The sequence below is a fragment of the Ignavibacteriales bacterium genome, assembly GCA_026390815.1.
Lineage (GTDB): Bacteria > Bacteroidota > Ignavibacteria > Ignavibacteriales > SURF-24 > JAPLFH01.
Map to the genome: position 1 here is coordinate 39,798 of JAPLFH010000059.1, position 20,820 is coordinate 60,617.

Below are 20,820 nucleotides of genomic sequence, written 5' to 3' on the forward strand. Positions count from 1 at the left end.
GATAGAATTGAAAAGGGTTGCACATAAAGCAAATTTTTATAGTCGGGAAATCAAATACCATCTGATTGGGGAGGATTGGATTCCTTTTAGAAAATAATGGTTTCCTTCGGTAAAAAAATCCCCTTACAAAAAGGGGATTTTTATTAATGCAAAATACTGTTTCTATTTAACAGGATTCAGTTTTCCTTCGCTATTTGCAATTTGCCAAACATCCATAAAGCCAAGCTTAATTATGTTTGTCATCTTTTTAATATCGGCTTTGTCGGCTGTGTCGCCAGGTTGGTGGTAATCGTTATGCCATCCAGCCATAAAATAAAATATCGGAATGTTCTTTTCAGCAAATGGAGTATGGTCACTTCCACCACCAGGTTTTTCTTCAGCTTCGAACTCAATCTTTAATCCAAGATTCAAATCCTTGTTGAATTTCTCATTCATATCTTTTAATTCCGGGTAGGCTTTTGTGTAGGTCATGCTGCATTCAACACCAAGAGAATCATTTACACCATCCCGCGAGATCATATCGTAGTTTAAACAGGCAATTGTATTTTGTACCGGTTTAATTGGATGCTCAACAAAATAATATGAACCGAGCAATCCTTTTTCTTCACCTGTCCATAAAGCAAATACGATAGTTTTTTTAGGTTTGATCTTTGCTTCTGCAAAAGCCTTAGCCAAAGTCATTACAGCAACACTTCCGGAAGCATTATCATCAGATCCGTTCCAGATATAACCCTTTACCATACCAACGTGATCGTAATGCGCACCGATAACAATTACCTCATCAGGATTTTCTCCTTCAATAGTTCCCAATACATTTCTTGTACTTACCAAATTAGATTTTACAGTTGTTTTAAATGAAATGGTTTTGTTTTCAATTTCCAATGAGTTCGGTTTAATCTTTTCCTGGGCAGATTTTTCAAATTCAGAAAAATTGATCCCGCAATTTTTAATTATTTCATTAGCAAGTCGGTTGGTTATATAGACAGTCAATATTCCGGATCTAAGTGTATCACCAGGAATACTCATTCTTCTGAAAAGTCCAGCGCGAAGTTCAGAATCACCCTCATAATTATTTATGTTGAAGCGGAAAGGAATATTTGTTACCCAGTCATTAGAAATATTTTTTTCGGGATTGACTTCAATTATACCAACTGCGCCAAGTTCTTCTGCCCATTTATTTTTGTCTTTGGATAAATTCCACTCCGCCCATCTTCCCTCAGGTTTAAAAAGTTTGTATGCTTTTGATGACGTATCTTTATATCCAGGATAACCTGCAAGACGTAAGATTATTTTTCCTTTTACATTAACTCCGTTAAAATCGTTGTAACCTTGTTTGTCATTTTTATATCCATATCCAACGAACACAATGGGCGCTTCAAACTGTTGACCAATGCTTGCTGGGTTGAGATAAAAATCTGTTTTATAAACAAAGTTGGTTATTTTTTTTGAATTTTTTTCGTTTGTAATTAAAGCTAATTCCTGTAAATCGCCAGGTTCATAATTTAACAGGTTGAAATTTTGGAAGTAACTATTATAGCTTTCAGCTTTCTTTCCTTTCATTCTCTCTTCACGGGATTGGAATTTTCGTTCAATATCTCCGGCAGGATTTACACCGTACACTTTAAACATACTTGCAATGTAATCACCAGCCATAAAATTTCCTTTGGTGCCGGTTTCTCGTCCTTCCATCCAATCAGATGAAAGAAACTCTAACTGAGCTTTGATTGCTTCTGGTGTAATTACATCTAAGCCTTTTTTTACAGCATCACTTTGTGCAAGGAATGTTGACTGAAAAAATATGAATGTCAGGAGGGGAAATAACTTATAGGTGTGCATAGTTCCTCTTATAATTTTACAAAGGATTTAATTACCTCCGCAAAACTAATAAAAGTTTTCAATTTATATTCAAATAGAAATTAATAAATATAAGATTGAACTTTAAGTAAAACTGTACTCACCAATTCTAGTTAAAAGATTGTTATCAACGATTCTTATTTCTTCAATTTATCCTTAAATACTTTTTCAAACTTCTCAACTTTAGGACCGATAACAAAGGAACAATAACCTTGGTGTGGATTCTGATTAAAATAATTCTGATGGTAATCTTCTGCTCTGTAAAATTTGATGAATGGAGAAATTTCTGTTATTACCGGATCTTTCCAAGCACCAGATTTATTTAATTCTATTTTGAAATGTTCGGCAAGTTTTTTCTGTTGATCATTATGATAAAATATTACAGACCGGTATTGTGTTCCTGCATCTGCCCCTTGGCGGTTAAGAGTGGTTGGGTCATGAGTCTTCCAGAAAACCTGGAGAAGTTCATCAAAAGAAATTACTTTTGGATCATAAGTAATCTGGCAAACTTCCGCATGCCCGGTTTTACCGGAACAAACTTGATCATACGTTGGATTTTCCTTTGTTCCTCCGCTATATCCAGAAGCAACAGATTTAACGCCTTTTAGCCTTTGAAATATTGCCTCGGTACACCAGAAACATCCGGAACCGAAAGTAGCAGTATCTAGTTGAGCATTTGTTTCCATATTCACTTTCTTTTTTGTTTCACCTAATGAATTATTTCCTTTGCAACCCAATCCCGAAATTATTAAAAAAAGAATCGGGATAATTTTTATGGATAATCTTACCATTTTATAATCTTTCTTATGTTTATGTAGTGATAACATCAAATTTTTGTAAAAGGTTTACTTTAGTAATACTATCTACTCTTTAAAGATCATTTTAAGAAATTCCTTTCTTTTTCATAATTTGCATTTAACCTTTTCTATTTTACGGCGTATCATTAATAAATAAAAAATGAAAGAATTGTTTAAAGCTGAAGAACAAATATCCGAAGAAATTTTACATCGCTGTAAAAGCGGCGATACAATGGCATTCAGGGAAATTGTAAAGAAGTACCAGAAGTATGCGTTTATTTTAACTTTCAAAATTTTGTTGAATGAAGATGACGCCAAAGATGTTGTTCAGGAAACATTTATAAGAATCTGGAAGCACATTTCAGTTTATAACAGTCAAATAAAATTTACAACCTGGATTTATAAAATAGTAACAAATCTTTGCTATGATAAACTAAGATCAGATAAGCGAAAAGAAAAAATTATGGATAATAAATTGGAAGTTGAAAATCTCCTTGTAGCAGTTAAAGATAGCAATGAACTGATAATGGAGAATAAGCAGCTTGCAGGAATTATAGAAAACCTTGCCGAGGAACTATCACAAAAGCAAAGAATGGTTTTTATCTTACGCGATCTTCAGGATTTGTCAATCAAAGAAGTATCATCAATTCTTGATATGCCAAAGAGTTCTGTAAAAACAAATCTTATTTTTGCGCGGAAAAACATAAAAGAAAAGTTAGAGAAGTATTTGTAATGAAGGAAGATTAATATGAACTGCGAATCAGTAAATAAAATAATTTATTTGAAAAGTGAAGAGTTGTCCAGAAGCGAATCACGAACACTTTATAATCATCTTTCTGTTTGTAATTTCTGCCGAATTGAAAGACATAAATTTGAAGCGGCAAATGAAATAATCACCAAACTAAAAAAGGTGGAACCAGCTTTTGAAAATCCAACTCTTTGCGAAGACATTATTATAGAAAGGATTCAGCAAATTAAAAAAGATATACCTGAATCAATCTTTAACAAACTTTTCAATAAGCTGGCGGACTTTTTTGAAATATCTTTTGTCCGCTACTCGCTGATTTCTGTTCTGCTAATTGCATTCAGTTTGTTTTTCTATGAAGAAGCAACAACAGTAATTGACATATCAAGGTTGGAAGAAAGTACAGCGGTAAACTTTAATAATGAAATTACTGCCGGGGGAATATTTGAAGATCAAACAAAAATGCTGAATACAATCTCTGAGTTGTGCAAACTATTTACCAGTAAAAGGAATATTGCAAAGCTTACAGACGATTGGATAGTTATGAATAAAGCAGAATTGCGATCTTTCTTACAACTTAACAGCAAATTAAATGCGATTAAAACAACTCTGCCTTCTAATTTTAATGTGAAATATCCTTTGCTGGCAAAATATATAAATATGGAATTAAGTGATAAGCAAGTAGAAGAATTTATAAATCAAAAGGATGAAATAATTGTTGAGCTTAATAAATTTCTTAAAGAGGGAGAGCTGAAAAATGAAATTCCTAAATAAACTGAGTTTTCTTTTATTGGTAGTTACTTTGTTAACTCTATCCGGTTGTTATGATAAAAACTATTCTGTTAAAACCAAAGTTTATCCTGATGGATCTTTTGAGCGAATGTTTATTATTGAAAAAGATGATTCGGCAAGTGTTTATGAAAATCCTTTCCCGATAGCGTTTGATTCATCCTGGAAAATGGAATTGAAGAAAAATAATGATAGCATAAAAACTTATACTTTTACCGCTAAAAAACATTTTTCTTCTCCAGAAGTTTTCCGTAAAGAAATTGTTCAAACTAATGAATTAAACAAACTAAACCTTTCCTTTAAGCTGGAAAAGCAATTCCGATGGTTTTATACTTATTTAAATTACCAGGAAATTTATAATGGGAATAATCTTTGGAATTATATCCCGTTGGAAAAATTCTTTTCACAAAAAGAAATTAAGCAGCTTTATGCTGATTCAATATCAGAATCTCTGAAGAAAAAAACGGAAGAGTGGCAGCAACGGAATATTTTCGAGGAATATTTTCAAGCGTTGGTTAAAGGTGCAGAAGAATTGAATGACCCCAGCTTTAACGTAACTATGCTCAATTTAAAAAAAGAGCAGCTATTTAAAGCACTGATTGAAGCTGACGCTAATGGAGAAATTATTCTGGCAACTTTTGAGAAAATCCTTGGTACGAAAGCAGTATGGAAGTTAAAAAGTAAATTTGATGAATTAAAAAATTCATTGCAGAATAAATTTGAGCTAATAATGAGTCTGGACGGAAATTATAGCAATGAAATTATATTACCTGGAATAATCCTAAGTACAAATGCAAAATCAGTTGAAGGGAATAAGCTTACCTGGCAATTCCCAACAGACAAATCTTTTCTCTTGCATCGCGAAATGCACGCACAATCCCGTGTTATAAATACCTGGGCTTTTGTAGTAACGGGTGCTTTGATAATATTGATTTTAGCTGGTCTTGCAATTCCAATTATTAGAAGAAAGAAATTGGTTTAACCTTACCTGAACTTAATAAGTCACCTTAGGCAAAGAATTGTAATTGTCATATTGAGCGGGGCGAAATATCTCAAACCAGTTTGAAATCGAGGTGTCGAGATTCTTCCCTCCATTCAAGAACAATTTTGCGTAAGGTGACTTAATTATATATTCCAGTTATCAAAAAAAATGAATTACTTCCTCTTGCTTGATTTTTACAAAAATAGTTTCTAATATATTAATGTAAAGGGCACATTAATATTTATCCACAAATTTACTTTTACAAAATCAGTTAACCCAAAAGGTAGAAAACTGATATAAATAGTTATAATTTATAAAAATTTTTAAGAGGCTTATATATGAAAAAACAAATGGCTTTTGTTTTCATGGTCTGTACTTTCTTCATTCTGGTTCTATTGCAATTTAATTGCTCTACAAAAGAAGAAAAGAAATCAATGACAAGTGAAGAAATGGTTGCCAGGGGAAAATATCTTGTTAACATTGGCGGTTGCAATGATTGTCATTCGCCAAAAGTATTTACTAAAATGGGTCCGATGCCGGATACTACCCGACTTTTATCCGGATTCCCCGCTGATAGCAAACTTAATATGATCGATACTTCTATCACTAATTCAAAATGGGCATATGGCAGTATGGATTTAACAGCTTGGGTTGGTCCGTGGGGTGTTTCCTTTGTTGCAAACTTGACCCCCGATGAAGCCACCGGACTTGGAAACTGGACTGATGAAATTTTTATTAAAGCTATGAGAACGGGGAAGCATATGGGATTTGGAAGAGAAATTCTTCCACCAATGCCATGGTTTAATGTTGCTGGTTTAAAAGATGAAGATTTGAAAGCAGTTTTTTCTTATCTAAAATCTTTACCACCGATTAAGAACAGGGTGCCAGATCCTATTCCGCCAAATATGATTGCGCAAGTGGTAAATAAGAAATAATAATTATCTGATTTTTAATTGTGTGAATTGGATGATATAAAGAAGCGGAGAGCGGGGGAACCGGTGAATGGGAGATAGAGAGAATTAAAATATTTTCACTTCTCCATTTCCCCGGTTCTCCGTTTCTTTTAAAGAGTGATATAGGAAAAAATTATTATTTACCTTGTGTAACCGATGACCCGCCGCTTAAATCAGAGTGCCCATATTCTGCTTTACCATAAAAAGTAACTTCGGAACCACCACTTGCATCAACATTAAGTTTTCCATTCATATTAATTGTAACTTCGCTACCGCCGGAAAGATCAGCGTTAACATTGGAAACTAAAAATTCTTTTAGCTTAATTTCACTTCCACATGAGCCTTCAATTTTCAAATCTTTTGCATTGCCAGATAAACTAACTTCACTTCCACCGGAAAGATTTACAGAAATATCAGCACATTTTAATTCACCTTTAAGAGCGGAGCCGCCAGATAGCTCACAATCAAATGGTTTTTCCGAAGCATCCATTTTAATTCTTCCTTCCGAACCACCGCTTAACTCTAAACCAATTAACTCAGGAGTTGTTATTGTAATATAAATATCATCTCTTGGATGCCAGTTCCTTTTGTCGATGTAAAATTTTAAAGTCTCATGTGATTTTTCCACTTTTAAGTATTTAAAATCGGATTCATCAGCTTTTACTTCCACACTATACAAATTTGATTGATTGATTTTAACATGCATTCCCCAACCCACTTCAACTTTCTTGAAATCCTTATAATCGAATTTTTCTGTTTTGTCCTCAGCTAAGGAACTTGCATAAGTGATAAGAATGGTTGTTATGATAAAACTAATTATTACAAAGTTTTCTTTTTTCACTAAATACCTCCAAAAGATTTTGTTTGTCTGTTTAGACTTAACAAATAAAAGAAAGTTACCATCCGATCAATTTTTCCATCGACCGCTAAAAATAAACTAATGAAACTTACCTTCATTTAATTTATTTTAGAACAACCATTTTTTTGGTCTGAATAAATTTTCCAGCACGTAAAGTATAAAAGTAAATTCCACTTGTTAATCCCGCTGTGCGGGAATTTGCATTAAACTCAACCGAGTATTTCCCGGCTGGTTTTTCTTCATTTACCAAAGTAGTAACTTCTTTTCCAAGAACATCAAATATTTTCAAGGTAACAAATCCGCTAATTGGTACAGCATAATTAATTGTTGTTGATGGATTAAAAGGATTTGGGTAATTCTGCCACAAGCGAAAATCTTTTACTATTTCATTTTGAAATTTCTTTAAGGTTTCATTTACAAATTTTTCCGTTCCAATAATCATTCTATATGAATGCTGATTAGAATTGCCGATGCTAATATTTTTTAAATCGAGCAGTTTATTATTTTCAATATCAAAAATTACAGATTGATATTCTTTTGGAAAGCTACCAAACATTTCCGGTTTAATACTTATTGAATTATTCTTAATTGTGTTTCCAATTATAAAATCCCAGGTTGCTCCTTCAGCATTTTGTTTTATACTAACGTCGGATTTAGTGTTCAATATTTCGTTAGTTATATAAGCCTCCAATCCATTTTGCAATTTTGGGGGAATTAAATATTCACTTTTTACCAAACCAGATTTTGAAAGTTTATTATTGGAGTTGAAGACTGAGAAAAACAATTCATTTGAGGTTGTTTCATCTGCAATGGTTAGCTTAACGAACCATCCAATATCAGCTAAAATTTTTGGAAAGTATAGTGGATTATATTTCCCAAAAGTTTTTAATTTAATTCTTTTTACTTCCGGTTCAACAAAGTATCCTTCGCCGGGTTTCATAATATTAGTCATCTTATAGCTTTTATTATTTGGGTCATATTTCCGTAAGATCAAAGTCGTATCAATTTGAACATCAAAAAAGTAAGGTGATGAAATTGTCTTCCAGCCATTGCTATTAAAAGTTAAAACGTTATCAGCTAATTTTCTGCTCCGGATATTCTGTGGATACAAATAAGAGATTTTGAAAGTATCAACCAGAGATTGTGCAGCAAAATAAGCAGAGGTTTCTTTAAAGTAGTAATTGTTGAATAGCGAAAAAGAATCTGGTGCAGAGGGATTGTATTCATAAACAACCCATTCACCATCCTTCATATTTTTAATTCCACCAAAGTATTTGAAAACAGAATCAGCGACAACATCTTCAAATGGAAAACCAAACATAGTCCATTTCACATTAGCATTTTGCGAATTTTCTGCTGCTTTAGAACGTGGTACTGAAATGCTTACTGTTTTTAATTTTGGGATAATTGTCTGCACATCAATTGAATCAAAAACTGAAATGGAATCTACAATTAAACCATTGATGTTTCTTGAAATCAAATCGCCAAAGAAAATTAATCCCTTGTCCGTAATGTCTGATTTTGGAATTATGAAATTGTAGTTTCCATCATTGTAGGAATAATGTTTTACACCGGGTCCGCCGAGGTAATATATAATTCTGAAATCCAGATTATTCTGGAAAGTAAACAACGATGGATTTAGAGTTAATGTAACCGCTTGATTAACTTCAAGTATTTTAAGAGTAGAATTGAATGGTTCATTATTAAAACGCAAATTGCTTTTTAGTTTTATAACAGATTGAAGGCTATCAATCCCACCATCGATTGGAAGATAAATAGTGTCTTTGCCAAAGCCATTATGAATGATGCTTAAAGTGTCAATGCTTACTTTGTCAAAATTTGGAGTTAAATATTTTATTCCTACTGTAATTGTATCATTCGGTTTTAGGCTAAAAGTGTTTTGGAAATCATTTGTAACTTTAAATCGTTTTTTAGGAAATTTGATAGAACAATTCAACCAGTCGTTCCCAATATTTCTAAAGAATATTTTTTTATTGTTGTTATTAAATGTTTCAAAAGTATCAGCCATAACTTTATTGATAGCTGTAATCGATTCAGGTGATAATTCACCTCCAATTCCGGTTCCAACTAATAATACTGTAAAGTTCTTTACCGGGTAGGAATTAGTTTGTAATTGAATTAGAGCCTGGTGCTTCCCAGGTTTAAATGGTTTGAATTCAACATTGAACGAAACGCTATCATTTGCCTTAATCACTTTTACCGGCTTTATCAGTTTGTAAGAATTTGTGTCGGTCCCTTCAATAAATATTTTATTAACTACTAATGGATAATTCCCACCAATGTTTTTAATTGTTAAAATTTTATTTGAAAGATGGGAAGCAGCAGTATTATCAAATATTAAAGTATCGCTGTTTAGTCCGACTTTTGATTGCTTTAAGGTAAAAGCTAATTCAAGCTTTAAAGTATCTCTTCCCGATAAATTGTTTGTCCTAATCAGGTAAAGCATTGCACGGTTTAATCCGGTATCCGCTTTGTGTGTGTTAAATCTTAAAAGAAATTTTGAAATAGAATTTGGTTGAATGACCGCATTCTTTTGACTAAGGAAAAAAATGGAATCAGGTTTAATTTTAATCGAATCAATTACATACTGGTTTACACCTGCATTTGATATTATGATTGTTCCGATAGTATCCGAAGAACTTACAGAAAGATTTATGCTTTTCTTTAGTGAATCCTGAATAATTAAAATTGAAGGTCTTGTTCTAAATCTATAAATTTTTGACCACAGGCTTGAGTCTTCACCCAAATTATTTGCTCTAATTCTCCAGAAGTACAAAGAATCAAAAGCCAAGTGGGATGGTTTAAAAGTAACTTTAGTTATGGATGTGTCTATAAGTGGTTCTGCAAATAATGGATGATCAGATAATTGTAATTTATAGCTGGTTGCACCTGGTATTGCAGCCCACGATAATGTTAAATTAAGCTGATTATTCCTGGAGCTGTCTTTTGGAGAAATCAACAAAGGTGTAACCAGTCTTGTTTTAAAGTAAGATGTATCGGACCAATAACTTGAATCTTTATTTTTATTGCTTGCCAAAACTTTCCAGAAATATTTTTTAAAGTATAATAGAGAATCGATTTTAATCTGAGTTACTTTTAAATCCTTTTCAAAAAAGATATTTGCAAACTTATTATCTTCAGCAACTATAAGTTTATATTTATCGGCGTTTTCAATTTTATTCCAAACTAATGTTATAACTGTATCAAGGTTTAAAGTGCTGTCTATGGGTGATAGTAACCGAGGATTAGAAAGCCTTGTTTTGAAGTTGTAGACTTTCGACCATAAAGAAGAATCACCAGTATTGCTATGAGTCATCACTCTCCAGTAAAAGCGAGTATTGGTTTTAAGCGAATCAAACTTATTTGATGTAGCACTCAGCTTTTTGTCAAATAAAATAGAATCTTGCTGGAAATAGTTTGATAGGGACAATTGTAATTTGTAAAACTTTGCAGCATCAACTGGATTCCATTTTAAAACCAAAACAGTATCCAGATTTCTTGCGCTATCTGTTGGCGCTATACTCCAGGGCGAACCCAACCTGGTTTTAAAATGCCGTATAGTTGACCAACCGCTGGAATCTTTATTTTCATTTCTTGCACTAATCCGCCAGTAATAATCAGAGATATATTTTAATCCGGTAATTTTAATTGTTGTAGTATCAACAAACTTTTCAAGGAAAAGTGATTTGAATAAATTATCCTTCGCAATTTGTATACGATAACTTTTTGCTGAGTCAACTTGACTCCAGGCAAATCTTAAAGTAGTGTCAGTATTTTTCAGATTGTTTGCTGGTGAAAGTAGAATTGGTTTTGCCAGTTTTGTTTTGAACGAAAAAGTATTTGACCAGGAACTGGAATCTTTAGATTTATTTGTCGCAAGAATTCTCCAGAAATATGATTTATTATACGCGAGTGAATCCAATAAATATTCTGTTGTGGAAATTTCTTTATTTAAAAGAAGGTCTGAATCTATAAAATCATTTTTTATGGAAAGCTGTAATCTGTAACTGTACGTAGAATCAACCGGATTCCATTTTAAAACTAAAACTGTATCCAGATTTCTTGCGCTATCTATTGGCGCAATACTCCGGGGCGAACCCAGCCTGGTTTTAAAATGTCGTATAGTTGACCAACCGCTGGAATCTTTATTTTCATTTCTTGCACTAATCCGCCAGTAATAATCAGAGATATATTTTAATCCGGTAATTTTAATTGTTGTAGTATCAACTAATTTTTCAAGGAAAAGTGATTTGAATAAATTATCCTTCGCAATTTGTATACGATAATTTTTTGCTGAGTCAACTTGATTCCATACAAAAACTAAAGTAGTGTCAGTATTTTTCAGATTGTTTGCTGGTGAAAGTAGAAATGGTTTTGCCAGTTTTGTTTTGAACGAAAAAGTATTTGACCAGGAACTGGAATCTTTAGATTTATTTGTCGCAAGAATTCTCCAGAAATAAGATTTATTATACGCGAGTGAATCCAATAAATATTCTGTTGTATAAACTTCTTTATTTAAAAGAATATCTGGTTCAATAAAATCCTTTTTTAACGAAAGCTGCAATCTATAAGTATCGGCTGAATCAATCCTGCTCCATTTTAAAGTTACAGTAGTATCAATGTTGTGAGCATTATTAAACGGCGAAAGGAAATTGGGTTTACCCAGCTTTGTTTTGTATTTATAAACTGAAGACCATTGGCTGGTTTCAAAATCAGCATTTAATGCTTGTACCCGCCAAAAGTAAACTGTGTTAGCATCAAAATAGTAAACCGGGGCAGCAGTATCCCTGGAAGAAACATTAGCTTCAAAACTTGTAAAGTTAGAATCGAGAGAAATTTGTAAAATGTAACTCTTATTTACTTCATTATAATTCCATATAAAATCAAGCGAATCAATATTGTTTTTAGAATTGTTCGCTGGCAAAAATAAAACAGGTTGTATTGGTTTTCCGGTTGTTCTAAAGTTCCAAATGTCCGACCATAAAGAATCGGATGCTTCTGTTTTTACACGCCAATAATATATCGTGTCCGGAGCAAGTTCCGAAATCGTGAGCGCATTCCCACCAAAAGATAAATCCTCTTCTATTTTAATAAATTTTGGGTCGAACGAATATTGACACCGGTATATATCAACACCTGCAATTGATTGCCAGACTAACTCAAGGTTCTTTGTTTTTTGAAATCTTGAATTATTTAAAGGTGAAACCAATACAGGTTTTTGATCCTGTGCTGATAGTATTGTAAAATCAACTTGACTAAAGAATATAAAAAGTAAAACGATGGATATTAATTTTTTCATATTTGTTCAAAAGTTTAATAATAGTTTATTTTATCTTGGAGGTAATGGTTTACCAAAAGTCATTGATGTTTTTGGAGCTATTTCCTTTTCTGGCCAAAGTAAATATACCGTAGCTGCAACTACAGCCGTTCCAAGAAAATAAAAAAAATCATTTTTGAAGAATGACTTATCCTCTTTTTTATCTTCATCTGCATTTGCATTAAAGTTTATGGTTGCAAGCTCAGAGCTGCCATTTTGCAACAATGTGTTTGCAAAATTAATTTGTATTACACCATTCATTTTTTCATTATCAGCTAAATAATTTTTTGGATTCCGGATATTATATTCAAGCGATAGCTTACTTGAATTTTTTAAGTTTACTGATATGGAATCAGTTGATTGTGGGAGGATAATTCCCGCACATATAAAAACGAAACACATTTTTAATGTAATTGATGATCGCATTTGGGTTCCTTTTAAATCTTCTTATTGAATAAAAGAACTTTTAAAACAAAATATTCCTATTTAATTACTCTGGTAACGAATCGAAATAAAACCGCACTTGAACATACCATCGTAAGTTCATGTTTACTCCGATAGGATAATAATTTTCCGGTTTATTGAAAATGTTTCGGAAAATAATATTTGTCCAAATAATTTTTCCGCCAAACCATTTTTGTATTGAAATATCATAATTGATTCTTGATTTTGTAATAAACGAATTACTTGTAGACGATTGAGCCGGGTAGTATTGATATTCCAACCATTTTGTTGGACTAACATATTTTAATCTTGTGCTAATGCTAAAACTTTCTACTGGTTTATAATCAAATATCCAAACCAAACTGTGTGTTGGAAATGCTTTCCATGCATTTCTAAAATCATCATTTCCCCAAAAATCTTTCTGGTAATAGTAAAACAACTTCTGCTTTATATTCGATGACATTTTAACTTCAATTCCTACTTGTCCACTAATAACCTTAAGTGAATTGTTAGGTGAAATTTCCACCGCGGAATTGAACGAAGAAGTGTTTTCCGAGAATTGGAAAATTTGTTTCTCCAGATAGTAGTTGGAAAAATGTCTAAAGTTGCCACCGGCTTTAATTGATAAAGTGGAATCAAATTTATAAACATAGTTCAAGTCAGCAGTGTACAAAGTGCTTTTATTAAAAATTCCATTTAGATTATAAACGGTTCTATTTTCATTGGAAAAAGTATAACCTTTCTCAAACCAGGTCCAGTAATTCAAATCCTCATTTAATAGATGCTGGGAATAAGTAAAAGAAGTATTTAGTGAATGAAACGCATTTAATTTCCAATAATTATTGATAACGCTTTTAAGAGACCAATTTTTATCATTCCTTAACAAATAAATACCAAAAGATTGACTAAAAGATTTTGAAATATCGAAATTCATATTTCCATAGAATTTTCTGAAAATCAATTCATTTCCTTCTATCTGTTGTTTTGTTTCAATAGAATATTTTTCAAAGTCCAAACCCAAAATCATTTGAAAGGATTTGGCAGAATATATTCCATCAATTTTTGCCGATAGGTTATTCAACTTGAAATCGAAATCAAGATTTTGTTTGTTCTCCAATTTTTCCAGATTGGTGCCGGATAATTTTAATGAATAATTTAAAGTTAAATTCGATGTTGGCTGAACATTTCCATTTAATCCGACGTGGTGAATTACCTGCGAAACCGGAATCTCATTTCCATAAGGTTTAAAAAAGAAAAAATCCTTGCGATCTGAAACACCCACAAAAAAATTATGATTTCCGGTTAAAGCATTTACAGATAATTTTAATGAGAAAGAATTAAGCACAGCTTTATTATAATCAACGGATAAATTTGAAATTCTTTTTTTTAATTCTGGATCAGTCAAAAAGTTTTCGTCCCGATTAAAGTGACCACTTAAATTCCAATTTGAACTCCCATAAAATACTGTAGTAGAAAGCAAGTAATTGATGTGGTCCACATTTGGCGAAGTGTATTGTGTGTATTTATATGGTCCTGGATCACCGGTTTTATCTCCGGTAGTGTAATTAAAGTGGGCAGAAAGTTTTTTAACCGGATTTTTAGTGTGGAAATGAATCAGCCCTCTTTCTGTAAATTCCCCAGCATAAATTTGAGGAGAGTTGATAAGTTCCACATAATCTATTTGGTCAATAGTAATTGGCAGCATATTTAAATTTTGTTGGTCAAAAAAATTCATATCAATTCTTTGTCCATCAAGCATAACAATAAAATTTTGTCTTTGGTATGGTGATAAATTATTTGCATTAGCATACCAGTTTGAGCCATCTATTGTGTATGAATTCCATTTTTCAGCTAATAAAAAAATATCAGAAAGATTAACAATTCCGGAATCAAATATTTCTTTTGAATTTATTATTTGCTTGTCGATGTTTTCACCTTGCTGGCAAATGCTACAGATCTGAAATGCAAATAAAAAAAATATAATGTATTTCAATACAAAAATTCCTTTAACCATAACGGCATATTAATGGTATAATTTAAACCTGCTGTAATGATGAACAGTTTAATTTTTCTATGGAAAAATATAGTAATAAAATCCGCTTCTAATTTAAAATTTATATTTGAGTACATCTTTATATTGATGCCAGTATTAAATGATAAAGCCAACTCCGATTCATTTTTTTCCTCTGTGGCTACAGAATCAACCTTAAAAAATGTAAAATAAGGACCAGCCCTAACCTGACTATTAAAAGTTATATTTAACGGAAGCCTGATATCTTTTCCCCAACCAAGGAATATATAAAGACTTTTAAAATCTGGTGAAACTAATTCGTTTCCCTTAAAATTAAAATAAAAAACACCTGTTTGAATATTACCATAATAAAATGGTGAGGAAACATATCCAAAATACCCTGTACTTGGTTTATAAAAGTTACTAATAGAATACTCTCGAATTTTGGAAATGCCAATACCAAAATTTAATTTATCAAAAGTAGCGTTGCTTTCTTGCGCAGATAATTTTGGCGATTCCCAAAGGAAAAATGGAATAAGTAAAATCAATTTATATGTTTTTAATAATCCCAAAAGTTTAGAAAACATTTTGTACCGTTAATCATTCGTTTGTGAATGATGATTTGAATTCAATATTTAAAAACTATTTAGCTTAAGATAAATTATTATTTCTTATTTGTAAAATATTATATGGAAATTCTCTTTAAAGTATTTAAGCGTTTATGATATTACATTGAGATTGATATTTATTTAGCTTGAATATAATATTTTTTATAATTTAGCAGAAATTTAAAAACCTTTGTGTTTATTTAATAACCAGACTGATCTAATTTGGTTCTTATAAAATTAGCTTGTTGAATTTACTTAGAAAATAAACTGAGATGAAATTAAAATTTATCACCAGCGCTAAAATCATTTTTATAGTTTTTATTATACTAATCATAATAGTTATCTTATATAATCATGGAGAGAAGGGGAATCGGTTTAATTCAGTTGATCGTTTGAGGGATAAGGTAGTTGAGAAAATTAAAACTGATTCAAGTAGAATTACAGAAATAAAAGCAGAAAACAAGAATACATTTCTAAATAAAGAGAAGCACAACAAAATCCAAAAGCATTTAGAGAATTGTCAATCATCTGGTATTCCAGAAGAACTACATATATTAGATGATTCAAGTTCAACAAATAAGATTATAGAAAAAGATTCTTCTTCAAAGGAAATTGTATCTTTAGAAATCATTCATAATCCAACCTCACCTAAAATAATTCAGATTCCATCGCAAGTTATTTTACAAGGTGAAAAATTTATATCTCTCGATTTGAACATGTTTGTTATTGATTCAATAGATAAACCGGAAGAAATAAAGTGGACAGTTAGCAACAGTAAAAATTTAAATGTCAAAATAAGTCTATCTAATAAATTGATAATCGATGTAATTAATAAAGATTGGTTTGGCGTTGATACAATATTATTAACTGCCGTTAATAGTGCAAATCTTTTTTCATCAACAAAAATTGTTTTAGAAGTTAGAGAGGTTGAACTTATTGATCGTTATCCAATTAAGCCAATTAAAGATGTACTCGTTATTGGAGTTGAAGATGTTTTATCTTTAGTAATAAATCCGGTAAAGTGGAATACAGAAGATATTATTTTTGCGTCTTCAATACTGGCTGGAACTTTAGCCCTTACAACACTGGATAAGCGAGTTCAGGATGAAATTATTAAAAATGGAAGTTACAGTAAAAACACACTATTGGATGTCGGAAAATTCTACGGGGAAACATATACATCTCAACTTGCTGGTGTTGGAGTTGCTTTGTATGGAATTGCTTCCAGTGATAAAAAAGCGACCAGAATTGGGTTGGAGATATTTGAATCATACTTGATAGCAGACCGGATAAATTATTTGATTAAGCATATGTTTGGAAGAGAAAGACCTTTTACTAACAAAGGCGAGTTGACATTTAACTTATTTACATCGCGCTCAAACAGTTATAACTCATTGCCCTCGGGGCATGCTACTTTAGCTTTTTCGCTATCTACTGTGTTATCTTCCTGTACTGATGATTATTATCTGAAAGCATTAATTTTTGCTCCAGCAGTTTTATCCGCTGTTTCCAGAGTATATCAAAATTACCATTGGGCTTCCGATGTTTTTCTTGGTGGTGCCGTTGGTTTTATAGTCGGCAATTATTTGGTGAACAGACACAACAATATTATTTCAAACAAACTTTCATTTGGATTTGATGGGCAGGGAAGAGTTGGTTTTGTTTATAGATTTTAAAAGGAAATTTCTTAATGGAAAATTTAGAACCTAAAAGACAACTTAATTTAGTCCAGACTACTTCAATAATAATCGGAGCTGTGATAGGTTCAGGAGTTTTTCTGAATATTCCTATTGTAGCAAAGTTTGGTGGTAGTCCAGGAATATCTGTCTTAATTTGGCTTTTGGGTGGAGTTCTTTGGCTACCTCAAATTATAATACTTGCGGAGATGGGTACTGCATTCCCAGCGCAAGGTGGTCCCTATTATTATCTTTATAAAGCGGGTTCACCTTTCCTTGCATTTCTTTATACATGGACAGCATTTCTTACGAGTGATACTCCAACAATTACAATTATTGGATTAACCGCTTCTTCTGTATTAACTTTCTTTTTTCCTATTTTAGGAATGCCCCTGTACGCTAAACTTTTTGCCGCAGTTTTAATTTTTTCCCTTGCATATATTCAATATAGAAGTGTTAAAACCGGAAGTAACTTTCAGATAGTTTTAACGACGGTAAAACTCCTTCCATTGTTTGCAATTGTTTTTATAGGATTTTTTTATCTTAACTCCGGAAATCTTTTTCTATTTCCCAAAGGAAATATTTCCACAAAAACAAATTCTGTTTTCAATAATTTTACAGCCGGCGTTTCTGCTACTCTTTGGGCTTATGCTGGATTCATTAATATTTTATATATGGCAGGTGAAGTAAAAAATCCAAATAAAATTTTACCAAAATCTCTAATGGGATCTTTGTTATTTGTAATGATAGCTTACACTTTAATTAGTCTTTGTACAAGTGCAATTGTACCGTTTGATAAACTTGTTGCTGCTGAAGGTTCATTTATAAATCCATTTGTTTACCTAAATTTCTTTGCAAAATATGCCGGTGGATTTTTTGCTGTGGCTGCCTTCATTTCTATGGTTGGAGTTTTAAATTCAGTAATTATGACTCAACCCCGACTTGAATATGCAATGGCGAGAGATGGTTTGTTCTTTAAAATTTTTGGCAAATTGCATCCGAAGTATTTAACACCGCATTATTCTATTTTCATCCAAGCAAGTTTAGCAGTTATTCTTTTTCTTCTTGGTGATATAAATACAATGCTTGGATATTTTACTTTATCGTATGTTTTACAAAATGCTTTAGTATACAGTGCAATTTTCTTTTTAAGGAAGAAGCCAGATTATCAACCAACCTACAAAGTAAAATTTTGGTTTTTAATGGCAACTCTTTCAATTGCTATTCAGCTTTATATTGCGTGGGGTACTTTCATTGCATATCCAACCGCAGGAGTTTTAGCATGTGTATTTTTAATTGGAACTGGATTTCCTATTTATTGGTATTTCTATAAAAGGAAACCAGGAGTGCCATGTTCCCCCAACTGAAGCAGCAAAATAATTTTTTCATTTATAAATTCAATTAACGTTGAACATGTATTGATAAAGGGAGCGGATGATAATGTCAAGATTAATTGAGAACAAATTTAAAATATTTTCATTAGTTTGTAGTTCGTTAACAAAAAATTTTACAGCGGGAAATATTTAGTAATGTCATTTATTCCTTTTTTAAATGAGTCTGTTCTAAAAAGGTCATTCCCATTAAGACCTGCTTGCTGCAGGAAAGCGGGAATCTAAAAAACCTAAAATTTTGAATACATTCCCACTTCAGTCAACTGCTGGCAGGTTTGTGGGATTGACAATTTGAGCACTTGGACTTTTTATAGTGAACTCATAAATGTAAAACTAAATACAAACTAAATTAATATAAACTACTGATGAATAAAAAAATAAAAATTTTTCTGCTTTGTTTCTTTACTTTCATTTTCCTGTGCCAGGGTTTAATCTCCGCACAAATTAATTTAGAATTACCCAACATATCCGGACAGAAAGGACAATCTGTCGAGGCGGGATTAGTAGTGAGTGATCTCACAGGAAAAAATATCACTGCATTCCAATGTACATTATATTACGATAAAAATATTATTAGGATAAATAAAGCTTCAATCGGGGAGCTGGATGGAATGAGTGGTGGATTCTTTACTTATACAACTGATACTGTGAATGGGCAAATAACTGTGGCATTTGCGTCTGCGTTTCCTTTAGCCGGTTACGGCAAACTTTTGAACTTTCATACAGATTTAATTAATTCTGGAATTACAAAATTAAGTTTTACAAATCCATTGAACTCAAATAAAACTTTTATTTTCAACGCCGGTGAACTTTCAACTAATATTTTAGATGGACAAATTATCGTCTCAGGCTTATCAATCAGCATTGCAAATGTTAGTATTACAGATACAATGTTCGGGTTAGTTAATATACCAATTAGCGTTACTGATTTTAATGATATTGGTGCTTTTTCATTAAGGATTTTTTTTAATGCATCAGTTGTTGAATTTTCTAGTATCAATAATATAAAAGATAATCTTTCAATTATTACAAGTTGTTCAAATGGTATTTTAACTTTAGGTTGGTTTGATATAACAGGAAACTCTCCTTTGAATTTTTCAAACGGGAAGTTATTAGATATTAATTTCAGATATTTGGGTGGATATACAAATTTATCTTTTAGTAAAACTGAATCAGAAATAGATGATTCATTTGGTAAAAAGTTAGAAGTAAATTATCTGGATGGAAGCATAACCTCTGTAGTATCAGTAAAAAATAACAGCATCGGAAATATTGATGAATACAAACTGGAACAAAACTATCCAAATCCTTTCAACCCGGTTACATCAGTGTTATTTTATTTGCCAGCAGATTCGTTTGTAGATATTTTTATTTGTGATATTCTAGGTAAGGAAATAGTATCTCTAATAAGTGAGGAAAGAAACAAAGGCATTCACAAAATTATTTTTGATGGAGAAAATTTCTCTACGGGAATTTATTTACTTAAATTGATCGCGAGAAATATCAACAATAAAAACGATATTATTTTTATTGATTCGATTAAACTTTTATTGATGAAATAGTATGTTAGTAAGTCACCTTTCGCATCGTTAGATATTTGAGCCAAAGAACACATCTCCTTAGTCCCCTTCTCTTTCAAAGAGAAGGGGATTTGGGGTAGAGTTCAAAATGCTGCGTAAGGTGACTTAGTAAGATTTTTTTATTTTACCTGAAATATTTTAGTACCTAAAATTAAAATTTGTATAATATTTGGCAGTATATTATTTTTTAATTAGAACATCGAATATGGGACCAGAAATAATGAATGATGAAGTTTTTCCCATTCTAAATTCTACATTCTTTGTTCGTTATTCATTTTTCACTTTTGGGTTCTGGCTTCGTCTGGTTAAGGTTAGCAAATAAGTAATATGGTGTTTTGTTTCACTTTTAAAAATTACTTCTTGACAAGGAAGCCTAAATAAATTAAATTGTGCCAGAAATAAATGAAAATAGTTTTTTAAGTGGTTTTTGCAGGCACAATAAATTCCACATCTTTAATATAAATTGTTACAGTTTTTTTAGGAGTTTACAAACAATTTCAAAAAATATTGATAAAAATATTTCTCATAATAGTTTGCAATAATAATAAATATGCTTGTGTTTTTTATTAAAATATTCTATGTTTCGTTAAAATATTTGCAGACAAATAAAAATAGAGCTGCCTTGGGTGGTGAAAGTATTCTTAATCGTATAAAAAATAAATTTAATTTTATATGTTACGTTAAATAATTTTTATTTTTAATTATGACAATTTTATTGCTTTTAAAGTAATTTAACATATATTTGGACGAAGAAATAATATTTCCTAATAAATTTAATAGATTGTGAACATAA

14 protein-coding genes are annotated in these 20,820 nt (G+C 31.6%); 7 read left to right on the plus strand and 7 right to left on the minus strand.

Features of this window, described 5'->3' with window-relative positions:
• Nucleotides 1-162: 162 nt before the first annotated feature.
• Together NTX22_18385 and msrA are read right to left on the minus strand one after the other, a co-directional pair.
• Nucleotides 163-1,836 (minus strand): M20/M25/M40 family metallo-hydrolase, encoded by a 1,674-nt coding sequence (locus tag NTX22_18385; GenBank protein ID MCX6152500.1) that lies wholly within the window; start codon nt 1,834-1,836, stop codon nt 163-165.
• Between the two features lie 155 nt (nt 1,837-1,991).
• Complete coding sequence (gene msrA / locus NTX22_18390; protein ID MCX6152501.1) at nt 1,992-2,645, minus strand: peptide-methionine (S)-S-oxide reductase MsrA; 654 nt, start codon at nt 2,643-2,645, stop codon at nt 1,992-1,994.
• 166 nt (nt 2,646-2,811) lie between these two features.
• Here msrA and NTX22_18395 point away from each other — a divergent pair, with 166 nt between their 5' ends.
• The 4 genes from NTX22_18395 to NTX22_18410 all read left to right on the plus strand — a co-directional run bounded on the left by NTX22_18395 (nt 2,812) and on the right by NTX22_18410 (nt 6,102).
• A complete protein-coding gene (locus NTX22_18395; GenBank protein ID MCX6152502.1) occupies nt 2,812-3,384 on the plus strand; it encodes an RNA polymerase sigma factor in 573 nt (190 codons plus the stop codon).
• A gap of 15 nt (nt 3,385-3,399) precedes the next feature.
• Complete coding sequence (locus NTX22_18400; protein MCX6152503.1) at nt 3,400-4,170, plus strand: hypothetical protein; 771 nt, start codon at nt 3,400-3,402, stop codon at nt 4,168-4,170.
• Complete coding sequence (locus tag NTX22_18405; protein ID MCX6152504.1) at nt 4,154-5,167, plus strand: hypothetical protein; 1,014 nt, start codon at nt 4,154-4,156, stop codon at nt 5,165-5,167. The genes NTX22_18400 and NTX22_18405 overlap by 17 nt, the downstream gene beginning before the upstream one ends.
• A gap of 338 nt (nt 5,168-5,505) precedes the next feature.
• A complete protein-coding gene (locus NTX22_18410; protein MCX6152505.1) occupies nt 5,506-6,102 on the plus strand; it encodes a diheme cytochrome c-553 in 597 nt (198 codons plus the stop codon).
• Between the two features lie 154 nt (nt 6,103-6,256).
• Here the strand turns inward: NTX22_18410 and NTX22_18415 are convergent, their stop codons facing one another.
• The 5 genes from NTX22_18415 to NTX22_18435 all read right to left on the minus strand — a co-directional run bounded on the left by NTX22_18415 (nt 6,257) and on the right by NTX22_18435 (nt 15,359).
• Nucleotides 6,257-6,961 carry a DUF2807 domain-containing protein gene (locus NTX22_18415; protein ID MCX6152506.1) on the minus strand — a complete coding sequence of 235 codons (705 nt, stop codon included), beginning with the start codon at nt 6,959-6,961 and terminating at the stop codon, nt 6,257-6,259.
• Between the two features lie 121 nt (nt 6,962-7,082).
• Nucleotides 7,083-12,299, minus strand: coding sequence for a T9SS type A sorting domain-containing protein (locus NTX22_18420; GenBank protein ID MCX6152507.1), 5,217 nt, complete (start codon nt 12,297-12,299; stop codon nt 7,083-7,085).
• A 30-nt stretch (nt 12,300-12,329) separates the two neighbouring features.
• Nucleotides 12,330-12,743 (minus strand): hypothetical protein, encoded by a 414-nt coding sequence (locus tag NTX22_18425; GenBank protein MCX6152508.1) that lies wholly within the window; start codon nt 12,741-12,743, stop codon nt 12,330-12,332.
• A gap of 64 nt (nt 12,744-12,807) precedes the next feature.
• Entirely contained in the window at nt 12,808-14,754 is a 1,947-nt protein-coding gene (locus NTX22_18430; protein MCX6152509.1) for a hypothetical protein, read from the minus strand.
• A complete protein-coding gene (locus NTX22_18435; GenBank protein ID MCX6152510.1) occupies nt 14,751-15,359 on the minus strand; it encodes a hypothetical protein in 609 nt (202 codons plus the stop codon). The genes NTX22_18430 and NTX22_18435 overlap by 4 nt, the downstream gene beginning before the upstream one ends.
• A gap of 293 nt (nt 15,360-15,652) precedes the next feature.
• Between NTX22_18435 and NTX22_18440 the strand changes: the two genes are divergently transcribed.
• From NTX22_18440 to NTX22_18450, 3 genes are all read left to right on the plus strand, one after another.
• Nucleotides 15,653-17,056, plus strand: coding sequence for a phosphatase PAP2 family protein (locus NTX22_18440; GenBank protein ID MCX6152511.1), 1,404 nt, complete (start codon nt 15,653-15,655; stop codon nt 17,054-17,056).
• 14 nt (nt 17,057-17,070) lie between these two features.
• Nucleotides 17,071-18,423, plus strand: coding sequence for an amino acid permease (locus NTX22_18445; GenBank protein MCX6152512.1), 1,353 nt, complete (start codon nt 17,071-17,073; stop codon nt 18,421-18,423).
• Nucleotides 18,424-18,812: 389 nt separating this feature from the next.
• A complete protein-coding gene (locus NTX22_18450; GenBank protein MCX6152513.1) occupies nt 18,813-20,009 on the plus strand; it encodes a cohesin domain-containing protein in 1,197 nt (398 codons plus the stop codon).
• Nucleotides 20,010-20,820: the final 811 nt, after the last annotated feature.

What these genes read in the sequence shown, in the direction of transcription:
- NTX22_18420 (MCX6152507.1), bottom strand. Translation starts at nt 12,299, where the DNA reads ATGAAAAAATTAATATCCATCGTTTTACTTTTTATATTCTTTAGTCAA.
- NTX22_18435 (MCX6152510.1), bottom strand. Translation starts at nt 15,359, where the DNA reads ATGTTTTCTAAACTTTTGGGATTATTAAAAACATATAAATTGATTTTA.
- NTX22_18400 (MCX6152503.1), top strand. Translation starts at nt 3,400, where the DNA reads ATGAACTGCGAATCAGTAAATAAAATAATTTATTTGAAAAGTGAAGAG.
- NTX22_18385 (MCX6152500.1), bottom strand. Translation starts at nt 1,836, where the DNA reads ATGCACACCTATAAGTTATTTCCCCTCCTGACATTCATATTTTTTCAG.
- NTX22_18410 (MCX6152505.1), top strand. Translation starts at nt 5,506, where the DNA reads ATGAAAAAACAAATGGCTTTTGTTTTCATGGTCTGTACTTTCTTCATT.
- NTX22_18405 (MCX6152504.1), top strand. Translation starts at nt 4,154, where the DNA reads ATGAAATTCCTAAATAAACTGAGTTTTCTTTTATTGGTAGTTACTTTG.
- NTX22_18450 (MCX6152513.1), top strand. Translation starts at nt 18,813, where the DNA reads ATGAATAAAAAAATAAAAATTTTTCTGCTTTGTTTCTTTACTTTCATT.
- NTX22_18395 (MCX6152502.1), top strand. Translation starts at nt 2,812, where the DNA reads ATGAAAGAATTGTTTAAAGCTGAAGAACAAATATCCGAAGAAATTTTA.
- msrA (MCX6152501.1), bottom strand. Translation starts at nt 2,645, where the DNA reads ATGGTAAGATTATCCATAAAAATTATCCCGATTCTTTTTTTAATAATT.
- NTX22_18425 (MCX6152508.1), bottom strand. Translation starts at nt 12,743, where the DNA reads ATGCGATCATCAATTACATTAAAAATGTGTTTCGTTTTTATATGTGCG.
- NTX22_18440 (MCX6152511.1), top strand. Translation starts at nt 15,653, where the DNA reads ATGAAATTAAAATTTATCACCAGCGCTAAAATCATTTTTATAGTTTTT.
- NTX22_18445 (MCX6152512.1), top strand. Translation starts at nt 17,071, where the DNA reads ATGGAAAATTTAGAACCTAAAAGACAACTTAATTTAGTCCAGACTACT.